Source organism: Flagellimonas marina (genome assembly GCF_042651185.1).
GTDB lineage: Bacteria > Bacteroidota > Bacteroidia > Flavobacteriales > Flavobacteriaceae > Flagellimonas > Flagellimonas marina.
This window is the reverse complement of record NZ_JBHSCL010000004.1, coordinates 350,464-366,054: the sequence shown is the minus strand read 5'-3', so window position 1 is coordinate 366,054 and position 15,591 is coordinate 350,464. Positions and strand designations below refer to the sequence as shown.

The following is a 15,591-nucleotide window of genomic DNA, read 5'->3' as shown; positions in this document are numbered from 1 at the left end:
ATGGACAACAATATCAATACACTTATACTTATTTCATTTTTATTCCTTGCCGCATGTAAGAGCAAAACTGAAACAAGTGTATCTCTTGAAACCGAAGAACAAAGGCCCAATATCATATTTATCCTTGCCGATGACTATGGCATTATGGACTCGCAAGCGTATGCCCAAAAATTTACCGGCATTGAATCATCCAAAATGTTTTATGAGACACCCAATATTGATCGCTTAATCAATGAAGGCACCGCTTTCTCCCAAGCTTATGCCAATCAATTGTGCTCCCCTACCCGGGCAAGCATCATGACAGGAAAATATGCCGGGAGACTGGGTTTTACTACTGCAATGCCACCTCGAGAAACATATTACAATCAAAATCTCGCCACACCAGAAGGCTATTATGCCCATGATGTATTGGAACATAAGGACAATATTTTAATTGAGCAGGCTTTGACCAATGGGACTTCAAATTCTGCTGTGCCAACAGGAACTGAGCATGATGCTGGCAGAGATGAACTTTCCTTGGCGGAGGCGCTCCGGGATTACCATTCTGCGTTCATAGGCAAGTGGCATATCGGGGGTTTTGGAGCCAAGGGCTACCAACCCAAAGACCAAGGTTTTGAGCCTTTAGCCTGGTTTGATGCAGGTGGTTCGGTATATTACAATTGGAAGGAGCACTGGGACAATAAAGTCAAGAACCGGTTTCCAAAAATGCCACAGGCTGAATCGGAAATGGGAAATTCTGGAGCGGAAACAAATGAGGAATATCTTACGGATGACTTAACTGCACAGGCCCTTAATTTTATAGCGAAAAGAGCCACCATAAAAAACGAACCCTTCTTTTTATATTTTTCCCACTTCGCAGTGCATTCCCCGTACCAAGGAAAAGAAAATGAAGTGGAATATTTTGATGGCAAAGCCTCTAAAGGATGGAACGGCCACAAAGACCCAGTTTACGCATCAATGATCAAAAGCATGGACCGCTCAGTTGGACAGATCATGGAAAAACTCAAGCAAACAGGATTGGAAGAAAACACTTTGATTGTTTTCATGTCAGACAATGGCGGTATAGATTCGAAGATAACCCCAAAGGGAGATGGCACAGACAATACTCCATTTTTAGGAGGAAAGGCCTGTTTAACAGAAGGTGGAATCAGGGTGCCATTGATATTTCGTTGGAAAGGAAAAATCAAAGCCGGGCAATGGGTTGATGTTCCTGTAGATTGTACGGACATCTACCCTACCCTCTTGGATGCTGCAAACTATGACACCAATACACTTATCAAAGAAAATTCCCTAGACGGTCAAAGTGTTTTGCCGCTTTTATCCGATGTGAAAAATATTGACAAAAGCTACACCAAAACAACCCATTACTGGCATTATCCGTTCAATGTCATTTACAACAGTCCTTATGAGCCGTATGCCCTTACCCCCCATTCTGCCGTTAGAAAGGGAGATTATAAATTAATCTTTGATTGGTACGGAAGACTTCGTCTCTTTGACATACAGAAAGATCCCTATGAAAAAAACGACTTAGCTTCCCAAATGCCCGATTTGAAGAATGAATTGTTTGAAAACTTAATGGAATGGCTTAAAAACAATATTGAAAAAAGATATTGGCCCACTTTCAATGAGAACTATAAGGCTGATGAAGAAGTTAGGGACGTACCATTTAAGGACATGTTCTCCGAATATTTGGTGGTAAAAAATTAAATGTAAAAAAAATGATACGAGTAAAAACCACATCGATTGTAGTTTATATTTCATTACTGGTTGGATTGATTGCATGTAAAAACAATAATCCAACAAATACCAAATCTGAAGAGTCATTACCTAAAAATGATGGGTTCATTTCCATTTTTGATGGTGAAACCTTAAATGATTGGAAAGGTAACCCTACTTACTGGAGTGTGGAAAATGGCAACCTCACTGGCATAATAACGCCGGAAACACTGCTAAGCAAAAATACGTTCATTATTTGGCAGGGTGGCGAACCCAGTAACTTTGAGCTAAAATTGGAATACCGCATCAGTGAAGACGGTAATAGTGGAATAAATTATCGGAGTGAGTCCATAGATTCAATTCCATATGCATTAAGGGGGTACCAAGCTGATATTGACGGAAAAAACAACTATACCGGGCAAAATTACGAAGAGAGAAAAAGGACCACTTTAGCGTATCAAGGTGAAAAAGTAAATGTGAATCCACTAGGCAATTCCGAAACAAAAAGTTCTTTGGCAGCCAATATTGAAAAAAATTGTTGGCAAAATAGGGAAGTCACCAAATCGTTGGGCAGTAAAGAATCATTGCTCGCGCACATAAAAAAAGATGATTGGAATCAAGTTCATTTAATAGTCAATGGCAATAGGATGAAACATTATGTCAATGGCGTTTTAATGAGCGATGTAACTGATAATGATACAACAAATAGGACCATGTCTGGTAAGATAGGTGTTCAGGTACATGTTGGGCCACCTATGAAGGTTGAGTTCAGGGACATTAGATTAAAGGAAATAGCAGATTAAGTAATCGCATTGTTATAAATAACAAAGGGCGATTTAAAAAATCGCCCTCCAACTAAAAAACTCAAACAAAATCCACTTGTCTCTGGATAAAATTAATGTAACCCGAACCACCACCTATCCTGTACTAGCCTGCTTAAAGATTAATCTTAGCCGAACGATAGGATACTAAAACAGTATACAACAGTTTTGATCACAAAGATTATGTATGCCCTGTAAATAAGAACAATCCCTATACTGACAGACATGGGTGGGTTGACAGGCAAGAGCCCAAATTTTGAAAACAAGCAACAGTAGAAAACGGCCAATAAAAATCAAATTGTATGAAACGCAGAAAATTTTTAAAAAAGACCTCAAATTCTGCTTTGGCGACCGCTCTAGCACCTTACACCCATGCCATGGAATTATTAAATCTGGAAAAAGATTTGAATATACCAATCATTGACACCCATCAGCACCTTTGGGATATTAATCGTTTCAAACTAAGATGGCCTGTTCCACCAATCACCAATCAAAGTTTCTTGATTCCAGAATATAAAAAAGCTGTCGAAGGTCTGAACTTTGTAAAGTCCATCTACATGGAGGTTGATGTTCCGTCCCATCAGAGGATGGAAGAAGCCCTTTTTGCGCAAGAAATATGTAAAGACCCCAACAATAATACACTGAAGGCCGTAATCTGCGCAGATCCCTCAGAAGCAAATTTTAGGGCTTTTTTGGAAGAATTTATTGGCAATAGGTATATTCAGGGCGTACGGTGCAGGTTCTCATCAGTTGACGCCATGGTTTCACCAACAACCATAGCAAACTTACAATGGTTGGGAGATCAGGGCCTGTCCTTTGATTTGGGTATTTTGCCTGCCTGGTTAGGAGAAGCTGAAAATTTAGTAAAATCCTGTCCAGAAACCACATTTATTCTAAACCATTGTGGAAATGCGGACCCTGTCGCTTTCTTTCCGAACAACGTAAAACGACCCAGACCCCCAAGATGTGATGCCGAGGCATGGAAAAGGAATATGTTAAACCTTGGTTCTTACAGCAATATCTATTGCAAAATATCTGGTATTATTTCTCATGTTCGTGAATTTGAACTTTCAGCAGAATTACTTAGAACTCCTATTGAACACTGCCTTGATTCCTTTGATGATGACAAAGTCATTTTTGCCAGCGATTGGCCCGTTTGCCTATATAATATGAGTCTAGAAAAATGGGTAAATACCCTGAAGACCATTGTAAAATCCAGAACTCTTGCCGAACAAAGAAAACTTTTTCATGACAATGCAGCTTATCTTTATAAAGTCTGAGTTTTGGTTTTTTATTTTCCTGCTGCCATATCTACAATGACATGCAATCCCTAAACCTTGCTTTTGTCGAAATATGTTTAAAAGCGGTACAGTGCAGGATATGGTTTGCTTTGATTATTCTTTAATTGTCATGATAAAACGTAAGATGAACAAAACGCATTTTTTAGCCAAGGCACTTCTATTAATGGTGTTTATGGGATGTCTGTCCCATTGTTCCCGAACATACCCTAAAACATTGGTTACGATTGAAGATGGCCAATTTTATATCAATGGAGAACTAACATACAAAGACCGGTATTGGGAAGGCAATAAAATTGAGGGGCTTCTGATGAACTCTAGAATGGTTCAAGGGATATTTGATGACCTAAATCCTGAAACGGTCAAAAACTTTGGTTATCCCGATACACAAAAATGGGATGCAGACCGCAACACCGATGAGTTTGTTTCCGCAATGGAGGATTGGAAAAAACATGGCCTTTTGGCCTTTTCTTTAAATCTCCAAGGAGGCAGCCCTTTGGGGTATGGGAACCACGGATGGATCAATTCAACTTTTGACGAAAAAGGAAATCTTCGTCCTGCTTACATCAAACGGTTAACACAAATTTTAGACCGGGCCAATGAGTTGGGCATGGTTGTGATACTGGGGTACTTTTATTTTGGACAAGATCAATATTTGGAAGATGAAAAAGCAATATTGAATGCAACGGATAACATCACCCGCTGGATTCTCGAAAAGGGCTACCAAAATATTCTCATTGAAATAAACAATGAATGCAATGGCCCCTATGATCATGAGATCCTTACCTGTTCAAGAGTTCACGAACTAGTTCAAAGAGCAAAGAAATTAGGAGGTGAAAATCTGTTGGTCGGAACAAGTTACGGAGGTGGTGTAATTCCCCAACAAAATGTATTGCAAGTTTCAGATTTAGTTCTCATTCATGGAAATGGTGTTGATGAACCTTCGGGGATTACCAAAATGGTGAGAAAAACTAAAAACGTAACCGGGTATAGTGGTCAGCCTATCTTGTTTAATGAAGATGACCATTTCAATTTTGATGCGGATGATTACAACTTTAAATCAGCCATTGAATCCTATACATCATGGGGCTATTTTGACTATAGAATGAGTGGCGAAGGGTTTGAGGACGGTTTTCAGAGTATTCCCGTTGACTGGGGCATCAATTCAACCAGAAAAAAGGCCTTTTTCAAAAAACTCAAAGAAATTACAGGCTATTAGTCACCAGTAAACCAATTTTAAGAGATAACGAGAACAAATAGTACTATACAATGACCGCGAAAACAGAACTTATACTGCTGCTAGTGCTTCTAGGCATATTCGGTGGGTGCAACCCTAACAAAAAGACGAAAGAACAACACACCCCCAGCAAACCGAATGTACTTTTTATTGCAGTGGATGACCTTAACGATTGGATAGGTGCACTCGGGGGACATCCACAAGCCAAAACCCCTAATATAGACAAGCTTGCACGTCGTGGTGTGCTATTTACCAATGCCCAGTGTCAAGCTCCGGTCTGTAATCCATCAAGGGTCAGCATAATGACATCACTCTATCCCAGCACTACAGGAATTTATTTTCTGAATCCTGATATTTCGGAATCACCCATGGCCGACAAGACAGTAGTGATGCCGAAACGATTTCAACAGGAAGGGTATCATGTTTCCGGAGCGGGTAAGCTTTTCCATAATGCTGAAGGAATCAATGAGAGACATATTCCAAATTATGCAGGCCAATTTGGGGGATTTGGCCCAATGCCTAAAGAAAAAATAAGCACATTTCCCGGACATCCGCTCTGGGATTGGGGTGTTTATCCGGAAAGCGATGACCAAATGCCCGATTATAAAATTGCAGGTTGGGCCGAGGAACAACTGACTGGGAAACGCGAACAACCGTTCTGGATGGGCGTTGGTTTTTACCGCCCACACGTGCCGCAATTTGTCCCTCAAAAATGGTTTGATATGTACCCCTTGGAATCACTTGAGCTTCCAAAAACAATATCTGGAGATTTGAAGGATATATCATCCTATGGTTCAGATATTACTCGGTTAGAGCATGTATCCCCCACCCACGAATGGGTTTTGAACAATGATGAATGGAAGCCTCTAGTGCAATCTTATCTAGCTTGCGTAAGCTTTGTGGATGAACAGGTAGGGCGCGTTCTTACTGCATTGGATGAAGGGGCTTATGGAGAAAATACGTATGTAGTTCTGTTCAGCGACCATGGGTTCCATATCGGTGAAAAAGAACGTCACGCCAAACGTAGCCTGTGGGAAGACGGCACACGGGTTCCCTTGATTATCATGGGGCCAGGCATTCCCGAAGGGAAAGTATGCAAGAAACCCGTTCAGTTATTGGATATTTATCCCACATTACTGGAGTTGTGCAGCCTTGAACCAGATTCAAGCCATGAAGGAAATTCACTGATTCCCTTACTACAAAATACTGAAATTGACTGGCCGCATTATTCAAGAACCAGTTTTGGTCCCGGTAATTACGCCATTGTATCGGAAAACTATCGCTTTATTCAATATAATGATGGTTCCGAAGAATTTTATGACCACACCAAAGATGCAGAAGAGTGGCATAATGAAATCAACAATCAAGTCTACAGCGAAATAATTGAAATGCATAGGGCAGAAATCCCCAAAGTGCGCCATGAAATCCTTGGAAAGGAGTCAACTGGCCACCTATCCTATATGGCATCCGAAAAGAACAAAAAGACTAGAAAATAGTACAACACCCATTAGAATTTGATTTATGAAAAAAGGAATGATCAAACTGAGTGCCCTATACCCAAAAAAAGAAGGCAGCTATTTTAATATGGAATACTATTGCAATACCCATACGCCCATGGTGGTAAGACTATTGGGAGACGCTATGAAACACTCTGCCGTGGAAAAAGGGGTAAGTGCTTTTGAAAGAGACTCAGAGAGTCCTTTTATGGCCATGGGACACCTATATTTTGACTCCGTGGATGAGATGCACAAGGCATTTGAACCCTATTTAAACGAAATTATGGGCGATATACAGAATTACACCAACGTACAACCTTATTTTCAAATAAGTGAAGTTATGATCTAAGGAAGGTCACCTTCTTTGCGATTTTCCCGAAACAATTCAAACGGGCTTTTAACCCGATTTTGAGCCCAGCCGTCTTTGGGTTCTACCCTTTTGAAATCGCTCGCTGTGTAAAAGGCGTCTTCATACTCCTTCATCCATTTCTGGGTTAGCAGTTTTAGGCTGTCCTTGACCTGAGCGTAATTTGTATCCCAGAAAAGATTGTTGCTTTGGTACGGATCATTCTTTCTATCAAAAAGCACGTTGGATAACGAAGACATATCCGGCTCATCCGTACCACCATATGCAAAAGAGAAATCTTTGGTGACCACGCCTCGCCAATCCTCATTTGTGTTAACCCCCGTCCTATATACCCAAGTGGGTATAAACTGCTGTGCATGCTCGTCCCCATTTAGAATAGCGGTTGCAAGGTTTACACCGTCATAGTCTTGTTGGGTCTCAATGTCCATTAAACCTAGAATGGTAGGCATAAAATCCAAGGTGCCTATCAGCAAACTGGTTGTAGCCCCTTTTTTAAGTTTTTGGGGATATCGCATCATCAATGGTATGCGGGCAGAATAATCATGAGGGTATTGTTTGGGAAGGCGCGCTCCGAAAGATTCCAACATATCGCCATGGTCCGCGGAAAATATAGTCAGTGTATTCTCTGTCGCTCCAATTTTATCGAGCTTGTCCATAAGTTGGCCAAACGCCCTATCAACACCTGAAATCATTGCCATATGACCATGGTACATGCGCCTTCTATCTGGTGAGGACTTCAAATCTGGCCTAACTTGAATCGAATCCCTTTCATAGAGCTCCATGAGTTCTTCTAAAGTATCATACCGGTAATGCATTTTCCCGTCATCCCCTTTGAACTTTCCCCAATCATGGGGTGGATGCCAAGAGACAATTAGGGCAAAGGGTTTATCCTTATCAAAATTATCCAACAATTGCATTGCCTGATCCGTTTGTCCATAAACCTCCCATTTGTCAAAATATTCCTTGCTTCCCTCAGCATTCCAAAAAAATGCTTTTCCGGGCCTAAAATCCACATGGCAATTATTGGTAAGTACAGTATCAAAACCATAGCGCATTTCGCTGGGTATGGGCCTATCGCGATTTCCACCTAGCAGGTGCCACTTTCCAACATAGGCAGTCTGGTATCCATTGGCTTTCAACACTTCGGCAAGTAATTCAGTCTTATTGGGCAGTAAAGGTTTGTCGTTAACAAAAGCACCATTCTTCAAAGGGTGCATGCCACTGAGCAACATCCCTCTAAAGGGTGTACAAACAGGCTGGTTGGAAAAGGCCATGTCAAAACGGATACCTTCCGAGGCAAAATGGTCCAGATTTGGTGTAATCACTTGGTTGTTTCCATAAGCCCCAAGCATATCATAACTATGTTGATCGGAAAGTACAATCAAGAGATTGGGTTTGTTCTCTTGTTGGGTGATTTTACTTGATTGGTTTTTACATGAAATTTGAGCAATAATAGTTGCCAAAACAAACAAAAACAATCCTTTTTTCATGTCTATATTTTTAATTGTAATAAACGAGATGAGTTATCCTGAAACCCTATTCCTTACGACAATGGTATAAGTGCCAGAACCAAAATCTCCGATATATGAAAAACCATTTTCATTTTTTATGTGATCAACTGACTTTCCATTGTTGGTAATGGAAACGGTTTCACCGTAATTTGGCACGTAAATGCTCCCATTACAATTATTTGGGATTGTGACGTTCCATATGAAGGAATCTTCTTGATGAGTCCATCTACTTTCTATGGTTCCAAACGCAGATTTATAGGAAATATCGGAATTTTCAATGTATTGGGTCAAATATGGTTTGAATACAATGCTTTTGAAACCGGGGTCCTCGATTGTCGGATTGATACCTCCGATTCCTGAGAAAAACCAAGCATCAAAACCTCCTTGCATAGGATGACTATGACTTCTTTTGGCTAGTGTTTCAAAAATATCAGAGCCTGTTTCGCCAATGGTTGTTGGAAGTATCTCCCAAAGGGTCGTTGCGTTGTAGTAATCCCACATGGGTTCAAAGCTATTGTTCCCCTTTTTCACCAGTAGGTCATACGCCTCTTTCTCGAAACCATTTTCAGAGAGTACCTTAAAAATTCTTGCAATCCCAAAAATACCCGTATTAATAAAGCCATTAAAATTTTCATGACTATCCAAAACAATGCTAGCGGCGACATCTTTACGGTATGGTTTTGGTACTATACCGATGTCCAGCGCTAAACAGTTAGCCGTCTGGCTACCATAGGACCGAGAGCCTTTGTCTAGAAAAGCAGTATTGAAAGCTTCGGTAAGTTCATTTTTCATTTGGGTGTACTTGATTTCATCCGAAGAGAATCCCAAAACTTTGGCCGTTTTACTTAGAATATCCACATCCAAAATGTGAAACGCCGTAGAGCTTATGGGAACAGGACAATCAATATTGACATTACCTCCGGGTGGACACCAATCTCCAAGTCCATGAACAATAATGCCGTCTTCCTTTTTGGAGTGGACAAAATCCACCCAAGTTTTCATATCGTTGTAAAACTCTTTTAAAACACTATCATCGCCATGGTGCACATACAAATACCATGGAATCTGAACTACGGCGGTGCCCCAGTCCGGGCTTGCTGTTCCACTGGTCCTTCTTCCAGGGGCTATCATGGTTGTAATACCTTTTGGTTTAGTAACAATGCTCCTATCGTGAAAGTCAGTTCCAAAGTAAAGTTCCTGTTTTTCTTCACGGCCAGAAGAACGCATATCAAACAAATATTTGGTCAAGAATTTCTTGGCATTGTAATTATACATCAAGGTTTTTGCGATGGCATGTGCGTCTCCCGTCCAACCACATTTTTCACGATGGGGACAATCCGTTGGGATACCCTGTAGATTGCCCCTTAGCGTATGTACCGTTAATTCATGTAATTTATTGATATTCGGTTCTGAGGTGTTCAGTTTACCCGTATTCTCCATAGCTGAATAAATCACCATCCCGGTCAACAAATCTTTTGTTGGAGTTTTATCCAGTCCTACGACTTCAGCATACCTGAAACCATGATATGTAAAACGGGGTTCCCAAATTTCTATGGAATCACCACCCTTGCAGATGTATTTTTCAGTTTGAATTACCTTGGTAGCACTTACCCCAGTGGATCTAAAATCCATTTGTCCATCTTCACTCAATTCTTCTGCCATCCGTATGGTTATCTCCTGTCCCGGCTCCCCGTCAATTTTTAATCGGTTCCATCCAGTAAAATTTTGACCAAAATCAAAAATATAGGTGTCATCACGTTGCGAGATTATTGCTTTCGGATAGATGGAATCCATAACTTTTATGGGTTCCGCAAATTGTTCAATCAGCTTGGCAGGATGCTCTTTACCAACAAGGGCATTTTCCCACGATGTATTGGCAGTGTACTCAAACCAATCGTCCGCTTCTTTGCGGGCATCGTAAAATTCTCCAGCGTAAATGTTTGAAAAAGTAATAGGCCCCGGTTTCCATTTCCATGAATTATCCGAAATAATCGTTTTTTTTGAACCATCTTTAAAATAAATTTCAAGCTCTGCTGAAAACACAGGTTGCCCATAAATCATGGAGTCGTTCCAGACAACATTCTGATTGTACCACCCATTGCCCAACATAATCCCCAAAACGTTCAGTTGTTTTAGTTGTTCCTTGGCAATATTCAGACTCGTGTAAAAGGTGTAATCTTCATAGTTTGTCTGTGCTGGGTCCAATACATGATCTCCAATTTTTTCCCCATTTAAATACGCCTCATAAAAACTAGGGGCAGCCACATAAAGTCTTGCGAAGTCTATTTCTTTTTCAACATCCAATTGAAACTCTTTTCGAAAAAGAGGCAGAGCCGAATCTTTTGCATAATTATAAGTAATCCATTTTGCCTTCCAATCTTTGGAATGGTTGAGCGGTGCTATTATCACTCTTTCCTTGCTCCAATCTGAAACGCTATTGGTTTTGTCCCATATCCGGACCTTGGAGTAATACTTTAGACCTCCTTTCATAGAATTTCCAGAATAGGGTATATGAAGCTGCTGCGCACTCTCTACCTTCCCAGAATCAAAAATAGCTTTTGACATATTTTCCGGTTCAGAATACACAACAATTTGATATGCCTTTTGTTCATTTTTAGTAGGCGATTGTATATTCCAACTAAATGAAAATGGAACATCACAAAGACTGCATAGATCAACAGTGTGCAAGACCGATACATCCGGTTGTTTTTCGCAACTCGAAGCACATAGTTGAATTAAAAGTGCAACCAACAAAAGCCTACCGAACATAGCTATAACATTAGGGTGCATACGTAAAGCTAAAAGAATACGTTCCAGATCCAATTTCCAAAACAGCTTCTTTTTCAGTGGACGCTACAACTTTAATTGAAGGTACTTTGGCTATTTTTTTATTCCCCTCCCTTAAATCGGAAACTTTCTCAATAGGAATATGGACTTTTGCTTTCGTATTCACTGGAATCTTTACGGTCATGAGAACCTTATTCCCTTGCCATTTCCAAGAGGAGGCTATGGTGCCGTTGATGCTCTTGTAGCTTCCATTTATAAAATCGACTTGCTTGCTTATGACAGGTTTTATCCTAATGTTTCGATACCCGCCATCTTCCGTATCAATACCCGCGGCATGCAGGAACATCCACTCAGCTACGGAGCCAAATGCATAATGGCTGAATGAATTCATCTTTGCATTTAGATCGGAGTTTTCTGCGTCATTTTTGGTGTAGCTGTTCCAGCGTTCCCAAATGGAAGTACTACCATTTTCCACTGAATACCCCCAACTGGGATACTCCGTTTGTTTGAACAGTTTATAGGTCAAATCGTGATACCCGTACTTGGATAGAGCCAACATCACATGTTTTGTGCCTAGGAAACCCGTGGAAAATTTGAAATTATTTTTCTCGATTTTTTCTGCCAATCTTGCCGCTCCTTTCTCTGCCAAATTTTCCGGGAACAGGTCAAAATACAGGGCAAGGGCATAGGTGGTCTGTGTATCTTCGGTAGTTCTGCCGTTTGGCAAAATGTATTTTTCAGAAAATGCTTTTTTAATATTGTCAAACAGAGTCCGGTATTTTTGGGCATCTTGGGTACGACCCAATACTTCTGCAATTTCTGCCATCAACTTGGCATCATACCCATAGAAGGACGCGCCTATGTACCCTTTACTGGTCTCTTCATCCACGGCAAGCCAATCGCCCCAGTTGTTTCCTCCACCAGGTCGTATAAAGTCCGTACTTGCATCGGCTTGAAACTCCATGAACTTTTCCATGCCCTTGTACATAAATTCCAATATACGCTTGTCATTATAGACCTTGTACATGTTATAGGGTATAATGATACCCGCATCCATCCATGCAGGGGAATACTGATTGGGTCTTGAGTAGGGAAAAGGCGCAAAATTTGGATAGGCTCCATACCAGCGCTGTGCATCGTCAAGGTCAACCAAGAATTTGGTCATAAAAGCTGAAACATCGGCATTGTAGGTAGCGGAACGCATATAGGTTTGTGCATCGCCGGTCCAGCCCAAACGTTCATCACGTTGGGGGCAATCCGTAGGAATGTCAAAGAAATTAGCCGCCTGTGTTGTCTTTATGTTCTCATATAGCGTATTGTTCATTTCATTGGAGGTTTTGAACGCACTGGCATCCGTTTTTATAGAACTCAAAACTATACCTGTGATAGCGTCTAAGCTAGGCTTTCCAGGATATCCGGTAACCTCCACATATTGAAAACCATGATAGGTGAACTTGGGCTGCCAAACCTCTACCCCTTCCCCTTTTAAAATATAGGTGTCGGTAGCTCTGGCCAGCCGAAGGTTCTCCGTTTGTATGTTCCCGTCTCGTTTTAAAATTTCTCCAAAACGCAAACGAACTTCGGTCCCAGCTGGGCCCTCCACTTTTAATTCTGCGATACCGGCAAAATTCTTTCCTAAATCAAAAACATAAGTTCCAGGTTCTGGTTCGGTCATTTTAACTGGTTTCAATCGCTCAATATTCTTTATTAAGCTACCTGGATGTGCCTCAAGTTTTCCATCTGGATAGGTATACACCTTGGGGGTTTTCCAATCTTGGTCATCATAACCGGGAGTATCCCAACCGGAATGCTCTAATCTGGCATCGTACTTTTCCCCCATCAAAATATCCGCCTCGCGAATGGGCCCTTCATTGGATTTCCATGTTGAATCTGTTGCCAATACTTCTTCAGTACCGTCTTCATATTGAATATGCAATTGTCCCATAAACGAGGGGTTCACGCCATAAAATTCCCGCACCTTATCCAATCGTACCAATAAGGCATAGCCTAAATAACCGGCATACCAACCATCCGCGATTACGGCACCAATGGCATTATCGCCTTGCTTTATGGAATTTGTTATATCATGGGTTTGATAGTACAGACGTTCGTTATAATCGGTCCAGCCGGGTGCAAAGTAATCATCACCTACTTTTTCTCCATTGAGTCTTAGCTCATAAAGTCCCAGGGCAGTGGAATATACAGTCGCTCTTTTTACTTTCTTTGTTATTTGAAATGACTTTCTCAGATATCTGGCTGGAGGAAGGTAAAGGCTATCGTATTTATCTGTAGTATCATACCCTACATCATGACTGATGAACTGTCCATGCCAATCGGAAAAATTCAGAAGGCCCATAGACCAGTGAGCAGGTTCGCTCCATTCGGATTCTTGGTTGGATTCATCCCAAATCTTCACCTTCCAGAAGTAATCCGTATTTGAAATAAGGTCATCTCCCGCAAAGACAACTTGATTTGTATCATGCGAACTTACTTTTCCACTATCCCAAATATTCCCTTGGTCCTCTTCCAACTTTTTCTTTGAAGATGAAACAAGAATTTGATATGCCAATTGGGACCTATTCCTTCCATTTCCCTCAATAAGCCAACTGAACCGGGGGTTTGTGACTGTAATACCTTTTGGGTTGGTCAAATATTCAGTCCTTAAATGATGAGCTTTTAAGGGTGCATGGTCCAGGCTCTGGGCAAATGAAAAGTAAATCGCAAAAAAGCCAATAACTGCAAGAATCAGTTTTGATTTCATAAAGTTTAGATTAAAAAAAGCTACTTGTAGTAGCTTTTTTATTTAGTTATTATTAGTGTTTCTACTTACCACCCTGGGTTCTGTTCCAAATTAGGATTCGCGTTAATTTCACTTATTGGTAAAGGCGATAGGTCAAAATTTGGATTATAGGGTGTGTTGGCTGGTTGCCAGGTAATGTTTTCAGGATGCATCGCCAAAACTTCTTCCACTTTGCCCAAACGCCTTATATCAAATAATTCCTGGAACTCTAGAGACAGTTCTTTGAAGCGCTCTTCATAGATATATTCGGCAAACTCTGCTTGCGACATCCCTGCGGGTGCTTCACTGGCATTGGCTCTTAATCTTACTCGATTTAAATGATTATAAGCCACAGTGGTTGGACCATTTAGGGTATTCTCTATTTCGGCGGCCATTAACAGGGCATCTGAATACCTATAAATAATCATATCGGGGTCACCGTCACAACAGGCCTGATCAAAATCAACATATTTGTTTTGAAAAAGACCATGGCGGGCATCCCAAGGTGATCCATCACCCTCTTCAGCTGTACCAAAATAATCTTTAAAAACCCCAGCGTTGTTGACATAGGACGACAACATGGTAACATCCCTACGCTCATCAGTATCCTCAAACTCAAAATAAAAATCTTCTGTGAATCCAAAATGAAATTGCCCCAAGCCTGGTGTAAATCTGTTTTGAGCACCCCAAACATGGGAAAATGCAGTACCTTGGTCAGGCACAGCTTGCGTTTGCTGTACGGCAAAGATTCGCTCAGCATTGTTGTCAACTCGGATAGCATCCTCATAACTTGCCACTAACTCATAACCTTGATTAGTGCCTTCCAAATTAATAATCTCCTGAATTTTAGCTTGTGCCAAAGGCATCTTAGAGGCATCTTGAAGAGGTAGTCCAGCCATGGTCATATACACTTTGCCTAACAAAAAGGTAGCTGTTGCCCGTATGGGTCGGCCTATTTCAGATTCAGGACGTTTATCCACTGGCAAATTGGACTCTGCAGCTTCCAAATCCGCTATGATTTGCGCATAAACATCAGCTATGGCTGTTCTTGGCAATTGCGCATCTTCAATAGTTACAGCTGGGGCCAAAGGAAGTGGTACTGCTCCGAACAATTGTACCAAATTAAAATATGACCAAGCACGCAACCATTTGGCCTCCGCAATATATTCAACACGCTTATCATCATCTTCTTCAAAAGTACGTCCCTCTAATTCAGAAATTACGGTATTGGCCCTAAATATGCCCTGATAAAATGAATTCCAAACTCGTGGTAAAGACAATGCATCATTACTAGATGTGGTATAGTTGGCCCAAATTCTTCTCCATGGCACTCGGCCCTGAAGTTTTGGAGACGGGCACGATACCATGGAAGACATGCCAAAATCGTATAAGCCAACGGCTCTATTAAAAGAGTTGTAGATTGATGTTACGGCCACATTGGCGTCAGCCGAATTACCATAAAAATTGGATGGGCTGATTTCTGAGAATACTTCCTCTTCCAAATCTGAACAGGCCATGATTCCAAAAAGAAAGAATATATATTTTAAATTTTTCATTTGTTTTCTTTTAAATTTTACAA

10 protein-coding genes are annotated in these 15,591 nt (G+C 41.0%); 6 read left to right on the top strand and 4 right to left on the bottom strand.

Annotation, left to right across the window (positions count from 1 at the left end):
- The 6 genes from ACFOWS_RS05130 (at window position 1) to ACFOWS_RS05105 (ending at window position 6,917) form a co-directional block, all read left to right on the top strand.
- Window positions 1-1,707 carry a sulfatase gene (locus ACFOWS_RS05130; protein WP_379762886.1) on the top strand — a complete coding sequence of 569 codons (1,707 nt, stop codon included), beginning with the start codon at window positions 1-3 and terminating at the stop codon, window positions 1,705-1,707.
- Window positions 1,708-1,718: 11 nt separating this feature from the next.
- Complete coding sequence (locus ACFOWS_RS05125) at window positions 1,719-2,519, top strand: 3-keto-disaccharide hydrolase (RefSeq protein WP_379762885.1); 801 nt, start codon at window positions 1,719-1,721, stop codon at window positions 2,517-2,519.
- 320 nt (window positions 2,520-2,839) lie between these two features.
- Window positions 2,840-3,817, top strand: a complete 978-nt coding sequence (locus ACFOWS_RS05120; protein WP_379762884.1) for an amidohydrolase family protein — start codon at window positions 2,840-2,842, stop codon at window positions 3,815-3,817.
- Between the two features lie 145 nt (window positions 3,818-3,962).
- Entirely contained in the window at window positions 3,963-5,054 is a 1,092-nt protein-coding gene (locus ACFOWS_RS05115; RefSeq protein WP_379762883.1) for a hypothetical protein, read from the top strand.
- Window positions 5,055-5,104: 50 nt separating this feature from the next.
- Complete coding sequence (locus ACFOWS_RS05110) at window positions 5,105-6,568, top strand: sulfatase (RefSeq protein ID WP_379762882.1); 1,464 nt, start codon at window positions 5,105-5,107, stop codon at window positions 6,566-6,568.
- A 25-nt stretch (window positions 6,569-6,593) separates the two neighbouring features.
- Window positions 6,594-6,917, top strand: a complete 324-nt coding sequence (locus ACFOWS_RS05105) for an EthD family reductase (RefSeq protein ID WP_379762881.1) — start codon at window positions 6,594-6,596, stop codon at window positions 6,915-6,917.
- Here ACFOWS_RS05105 and ACFOWS_RS05100 read toward each other — a convergent pair.
- The 4 genes from ACFOWS_RS05100 to ACFOWS_RS05085 form a co-directional block, all read right to left on the bottom strand.
- Window positions 6,914-8,425, bottom strand: coding sequence for a sulfatase family protein (locus ACFOWS_RS05100; RefSeq protein ID WP_379762880.1), 1,512 nt, complete (start codon window positions 8,423-8,425; stop codon window positions 6,914-6,916). The two genes, ACFOWS_RS05105 and ACFOWS_RS05100, sit on opposite strands and share 4 nt — an antisense overlap.
- A gap of 33 nt (window positions 8,426-8,458) precedes the next feature.
- A complete protein-coding gene (locus ACFOWS_RS05095) occupies window positions 8,459-11,215 on the bottom strand; it encodes a family 78 glycoside hydrolase catalytic domain (RefSeq protein WP_449267388.1) in 2,757 nt (918 codons plus the stop codon).
- A 10-nt stretch (window positions 11,216-11,225) separates the two neighbouring features.
- Entirely contained in the window at window positions 11,226-13,994 is a 2,769-nt protein-coding gene (locus tag ACFOWS_RS05090; protein WP_379762878.1) for a family 78 glycoside hydrolase catalytic domain, read from the bottom strand.
- 65 nt (window positions 13,995-14,059) lie between these two features.
- Window positions 14,060-15,568 carry a RagB/SusD family nutrient uptake outer membrane protein gene (locus ACFOWS_RS05085; RefSeq protein WP_379762877.1) on the bottom strand — a complete coding sequence of 503 codons (1,509 nt, stop codon included), beginning with the start codon at window positions 15,566-15,568 and terminating at the stop codon, window positions 14,060-14,062.
- Window positions 15,569-15,591 lie beyond the last annotated feature (23 nt).

Bases quoted from the DNA above. Each gene is read 5' to 3' on its own strand.
- ACFOWS_RS05130 (WP_379762886.1), top strand. From the start codon at position 1: ATGGACAACAATATCAATACACTTATACTTATTTCATTTTTATTCCTT.
- ACFOWS_RS05125 (WP_379762885.1), top strand. From the start codon at position 1,719: ATGATACGAGTAAAAACCACATCGATTGTAGTTTATATTTCATTACTG.
- ACFOWS_RS05120 (WP_379762884.1), top strand. From the start codon at position 2,840: ATGAAACGCAGAAAATTTTTAAAAAAGACCTCAAATTCTGCTTTGGCG.
- ACFOWS_RS05115 (WP_379762883.1), top strand. From the start codon at position 3,963: ATGAACAAAACGCATTTTTTAGCCAAGGCACTTCTATTAATGGTGTTT.
- ACFOWS_RS05110 (WP_379762882.1), top strand. From the start codon at position 5,105: ATGACCGCGAAAACAGAACTTATACTGCTGCTAGTGCTTCTAGGCATA.
- ACFOWS_RS05105 (WP_379762881.1), top strand. From the start codon at position 6,594: ATGAAAAAAGGAATGATCAAACTGAGTGCCCTATACCCAAAAAAAGAA.
- ACFOWS_RS05100 (WP_379762880.1), bottom strand. From the start codon at position 8,425: ATGAAAAAAGGATTGTTTTTGTTTGTTTTGGCAACTATTATTGCTCAA.
- ACFOWS_RS05095 (WP_449267388.1), bottom strand. From the start codon at position 11,215: ATGTTCGGTAGGCTTTTGTTGGTTGCACTTTTAATTCAACTATGTGCT.
- ACFOWS_RS05090 (WP_379762878.1), bottom strand. From the start codon at position 13,994: ATGAAATCAAAACTGATTCTTGCAGTTATTGGCTTTTTTGCGATTTAC.
- ACFOWS_RS05085 (WP_379762877.1), bottom strand. From the start codon at position 15,568: ATGAAAAATTTAAAATATATATTCTTTCTTTTTGGAATCATGGCCTGT.